The organism is Bacillus sp. S4 (genome assembly GCF_040838205.1).
GTDB lineage: Bacteria > Bacillota > Bacilli > Bacillales > Bacillaceae_G > Bacillus_A > Bacillus_A cereus_U.
This window is the reverse complement of record NZ_JBFPJI010000473.1, coordinates 1-1,840: the sequence shown is the minus strand read 5'-3', so window position 1 is coordinate 1,840 and position 1,840 is coordinate 1. Positions and strand designations below refer to the sequence as shown.

The following is a 1,840-nucleotide window of genomic DNA, read 5'->3' as shown; positions in this document are numbered from 1 at the left end:
CTAAAAGGGGTTTAAATGATGGGGAACTTTCAAAGTAATTTTCAAACGGCTACACAAATCGCCACTCAAATGAGAAATGCCTCGGATACAATCCAAAGTGCGACAAATCGTTCTATAACAAAGGCGAGCCGTACTACACTATCTGTTAATGCCCAGGCGCAAAAAACGAATCAACAAATGCTAGATTTGACTAGACAATTTTGTGGGGCCTTTCAACAAGCGATTGATAATATTCATTCTACAGCTAAGGAGTTTGAAAGAATGGATAATGAACTACAAAATACATTTCGCTAATGTGACAACCTACGGTAAAGAGAGAAGATGTACATTTAAAAGATGTCAAAGTTGAGGATATTACTTATTCTAAGAGAACTAGAGAAGAAGCTGCACAACTTCGGAGGGAATTTGATAGAAGTGTGAGAAAAGAGTTTCTTAAAACCTTAGTTAATGACCCTGATAAGATTATTGAACTCAAGAATGCTGGTATAGCAGATGCAGATATCGAATTAATGAAAAGAGGAAAACCTCCAATAGGATGGCAAGTGCATCATGATCTTCCCTTAGATGATGGTGGAACAAATACATTTGAAAATTTAACTTTGATACAAAATCATCCATATCATAAGGTTATAACTAATACACAACGTACGCTAACCAAAGGATTACAACCAGGTGACAGTGTAGACATAAGTTGGCCTATCCCAAAACACAACATCTATCCTAAAGGGGAATAAATAAATTTAGAAAGAGGTTTTTATATGTGGAAAGATCTAATTTTAGAAATCAAAGATATACTGGAAAGTGTTAATTATAAGCTGAATACACCTGCAACGGATACTGAAGTTCAGAGATTAAGAGAACATGCAAAAGAAAAATTAAATGTTGATTTACCAAGTGAATACGTAGAGTTTCTTAAAACTGTAAATAGTTTGGATTTTGATGGATTGGTCCTTTACGGAGTTGATTCTTTTTTACTAGAAACAGAAAAGGGTGAACAAATTTGTGGATTCATAGAAACGAATGAGATTTGGTATGAAAATGAATTTCAAAAAGAGTATCTTTTCTTTGGAGATTCAAATATTGCATGGTTCTGTAAAAATTTATCTGAAGGTACTTATCATGAACTGGATAAACCGTCTGGTACAGTGATGAACACGTATGATGATGTTAAAACAATGCTTGAGGAAGCATTAAAAATAACACTTCTCTAATACATGGATGAAAATTAACATAAGGAATTTATGTAGTATTCACTCATCTGAAAAGTACCTATGTAAAATGAACGATTATGTGACTACTGAAACGCTAAATATAGGTAAGCATAGTCCAGAGTATGTTATAGAAGTATACAGAGTGTTAAGTGGAGTTAAACGCTTTGGTGGGTACTTAAGCAGATTCAGTTGCTGCCTTGCCTAATATAAGAGAAAAGTTATTGGACGGAAATTAACTTAAATAATCTTAGATGCTTACTAGTTAAATTCTAAAGGAGTAAAAAGGCATGAAAATTTGGCAATTAAAAAGCTCGACTGATGATTATGAAACCTTTCAATTATTGAACTATGAAGAGGATAAAAAATATTTTAAAACTAGTTTTAATTCTATGGTGAGTTTGTCAGATTCATGGACGCCTAAGTTTATTGAGGTAACAGATGAAGGAAAGTTAAGTGATTCTCCTATATTTTGGGGAAAGTCTGGTGTACAAATAATTAGCGAAAAAGCCAAGGATGTTTTAGAACCTATAGTAGGAGATAATATTGAATTTTTACCATTAATTCATAAAGAAACACACGAAAAATACTATGCCATGCATGTTTTAAGGGTGTTGGAAGCACTTGATACT

At 33.2% G+C, this 1,840-nt stretch carries 4 protein-coding genes and 1 pseudogene; all 5 read left to right on the top strand.

The window, feature by feature from the left end; genetic code table 11:
- Positions 1-15 precede the first annotated feature (15 nt).
- Complete coding sequence (locus AB3X48_RS21750) at positions 16-294, top strand: TIGR04197 family type VII secretion effector (protein WP_016104469.1); 279 nt, start codon at positions 16-18, stop codon at positions 292-294.
- Between the two features lie 122 nt (positions 295-416).
- Entirely contained in the window at positions 417-734 is a 318-nt protein-coding gene (locus AB3X48_RS21745) for an HNH endonuclease signature motif containing protein (protein ID WP_002200961.1), read from the top strand.
- A 24-nt stretch (positions 735-758) separates the two neighbouring features.
- Complete coding sequence (locus AB3X48_RS21740; protein WP_016104470.1) at positions 759-1,211, top strand: YrhA family protein; 453 nt, start codon at positions 759-761, stop codon at positions 1,209-1,211.
- A gap of 64 nt (positions 1,212-1,275) precedes the next feature.
- A pseudogene (locus tag AB3X48_RS22155) lies at positions 1,276-1,447 on the top strand (cytoplasmic protein); the annotation flags it as partial.
- Positions 1,448-1,498: 51 nt separating this feature from the next.
- Positions 1,499-1,840: imm11 family protein (locus AB3X48_RS21735; protein WP_367959934.1), on the top strand; the 342-nt coding region annotated here is incomplete at its 3' end.